Annotated in this window: 1 protein-coding gene; it reads left to right on the forward strand. The window is 63.0% G+C overall.

What is annotated here, in order from left to right; genetic code table 11:
- On the forward strand, nucleotides 1-2,642 hold a 2,642-nt coding region (locus VF697_RS41290), incomplete at its 5' end, for a hypothetical protein (RefSeq protein WP_331103957.1).
- Nucleotides 2,643-3,146 lie beyond the last annotated feature (504 nt).

Here is a 3,146-nt window from a genome sequence, read left to right on the forward strand (position 1 = left end):
AGCTCATCGAGCTTGGACCTGAGTTCGCCACCGAGGTGTTCCTTGCGCTCTTCATCTCGGTTCGACGACACGACGAGCTTCGCGTGGCAGAGCGCTATTACAATGAGCTCGACCTGGAGCAGCTTCGGGCGGCCTATCCTCCATTTCACGACTTTGCGCCCGTCTCGAGATTGCTCGCGCGACATCCCGAGGCAGGCCTGCGCCTCGTCGTCCGGCTCCTCGACTTTGCATCCGAGCGCTGGCTGGAGATGAAAGAGGTATCGGACTCATCCCCAGAAGTGCTCCCGGCGTTTCTTGCGAGACCCAAGACCCCGCCCAAGATCACGCTGTGGATTGACGATCAGTCCAGGGAGTTCACCGGTGACGAGCACGTGGCCTTGTGGCACCGGGGGCACGCGCCCAGAGTCGCGGCAGCGGCCCTGATGTCACTCGAGAGGTGGCTCTATGAGCGAGCCGATGTCGGCGACCTAAGCGAGGAGTACCTCAAGCTGCTCATCCACTCGCGGTCGACAGCGATCATCGGCGTGCTGATCGAGCTGGCGGTCTATCGCCCCTCGTTGCTGAGGGGGCCGCTGGAATTCCTCGTCTGCTCCACGGATGCACTCCGCATTGCGGCAGTGATGGCAGCCCGTTCTCAGGAACAGAGCCTGGCGGCCAGGATTGCGTGGAAGGTCAAGCCTAGGCATCAACAGCAACAGGCCCAAGCCTGGCATCACTTGAGGCATCGCGCTCGAGATCTGGTGGGGGTGGCGGCTTACATCTTCGTCCAACACGACTGTCAGTGGCCTGCCGTCGAGAACGCTCGGAAGCGCTGGGCCGACGAACGCACAGCCGTCACGGATTCTGGCGAGCGGAGACACCTGGAGGAACTCGACGCGCTCTTTGATCCCGCCAATTGGAAGCAGGTAGAACGTGACGGCGGCACAGCCTACAAGTACCAACCGCCGGCGGCACTTGTGGATCGGTCGAGCCGTGAGTCCCAGGCCGCGGCCGACCGCTTCGCTCGGCTCTCACTTCCGATTCGGTGCCAAGCCATCCTGGAAGGTGCGGCCACTATCACGGAAGAGGGACTCGAGCGTTTGCTGGAAACGGCGCGCTCGATAACCAATGACGCTCAACAGCCAGAGTTCATGATGCTGGTGGATGCCGACACCTGCCGATGTGGCGTTGCCGCCGTCGCCATCGTGCGCTTCTCCACTTGGCTTGAGCAGCACCCTGAGTGGAAGGAAGAGTGTCGTAGCTGGCTTCTCCACACCTGCCACCATCCGCCAGCCCGCTTTGAACTGGATAGCCGTGAAGCCGTTGGCTCTTTTGCCTGGGATGACTTCTGCGCGGAGGGAGTGTCCAGGCTCTGGCTAGACGCTCCTCAGGAGCCTGAGCTCAGGGGCGCGATCACGCAACTCATCAAGGCATTTCACTATTCCGCGATTGCCCGCCTGTTCCAGGTCCTTGGCGCTGAGAGAGAGCGACTGGGTGAGGACTTCTCCAAGGTCCTGCTCATGGGCCTGTTCGTCGCGCGCAGCTTCGACATCATCCAGTATGCCCAAGCCATCGGACAATTTGCACCTGATGCCCCTTGGGCGCGTGAGCTGGACAGCGTCTGGAATGCGCAAGTGGTGGCATTCGTCAATGGAGAGCTGACACCCGCGCAGGAACCTTGCTCGGAGGAGCAGTTATCCGCGGAGAGCAAGCAGGGCTCTACAGTGCTCATGGAGCCGTCCGAGGTGTGGCGTGGGAGCCATCAGTGGTGGCCCGCGGGGCTGCCCATCACGCCGCCGGACCGACGGTACCCGTCGCTCAACTCGGGCTACATCACCGCTGAGTTCTCATGGATCCGGGGCAACGAATCCGGAACCCAGCGGACGCTTCCACTGGCCCACCTCCTGGAATGGAGCAAGCGGGTACTCGCGGATATTGACTGGACCGACCAGCACCAGAGCCATGTGCCGCACGATGCTCATCAGGCGCTTCTCGAGCGGCTTGGGACAGCCATTGTGTGGGCCCAAGACAGCAGTGAACGAGAGCAGCTCCTTCTCCCGTGGTTGAGCCTGCCCGAGGAGGCTGAACATTTTCTCGAGGAGCTCTTGGAGCTCATCTGGCGGGCGGCAGTTGACGACGAGCCCCCTGCGCCTGCACCCCTCACGGCAGCCGTCGCCGTGCTGGATTGGGCGCTCGCCAAGCCAAGCTGGTGGGGGTGGGGTCGCTCTGACGTCGCTTGCGCGCTGGTGGGTGCTGCTCGCGCGATAGGGCTTTCGGCTCGGTGGACTGCGGAGCGGACGCAGCTCGCAGAGACGCTCCGTGGGCGCTGGCGACTCTGGGCGAAGCATGCCTTCGGCCTTGGCCGTGCGGCAGGGCAGTTCATACGCCTCCTCCGAACACCTGCGGCCCGGGGCTTGCGACAGGACTTCCTGGCCTGGGTGCATGAACTGCCGCTCGACGAAGCTCTCGAAGCAGAGGAGGCCCAAGAGGCCATGACGGACTTCCTCGAGGAGATGGCTCACGAACAAGGGCCCAGTCTGCCCGCGGCAGGTCCGACGCGTGAGCATTTCGAGTTCATACTGGCGAAGCTGGTCGGGCATCAGCACCCGCGCGCCATCCAGCTCGCCGCCGAACTCGCCCAGTCATCTGGTCGAGGCATTTGAAAGCTCTGCGTGGGCGTCCTACCATGCGCTCTAACCCTTTTTAGGAATGTCCCTGAAGAGGATGCCCTGCCGCTCGAGACCTGACCGAACTGGTCTGGTTGTCATATCCTCAAGATGTTGTACGCCGCGCTGCAACTGCACCAACAGCACTTCGTGGTGCGCAGGAGTGACGAGCGGGCCAGCACAAGCGCCGGCCGCCGCGCAAGGCCAGAGAGGCCAAGCTGTGCGTCAAGGCCAAGCGTCTGATTCTCAAGCGTCCCCTGCACGTAAAGGGGGAGCCTGCCTGCCTCACCCTCAACTTTGTCTACGTCTACGAGCCACACCCGCGTCAGGGCAGGAAGCCGTGGAGTGGCGACTGGTGACGAGCGAGCCCATCGACACTCCCGAGGACGTCGCACGCGTGGTCGATACCTACCGGGCGTGCTGGTACATCGAGGAGTACTTCAAGGCACTGAAGACGGGCTGCTCCGTGGAGAAGCGCCAGCTGGAAGAGCGCGCATGTCC

Origin of the sequence: Archangium sp. (assembly GCF_036388035.1) — a bacterium.
Classification (GTDB): Bacteria; Myxococcota; Myxococcia; order Myxococcales; family Myxococcaceae; genus Archangium.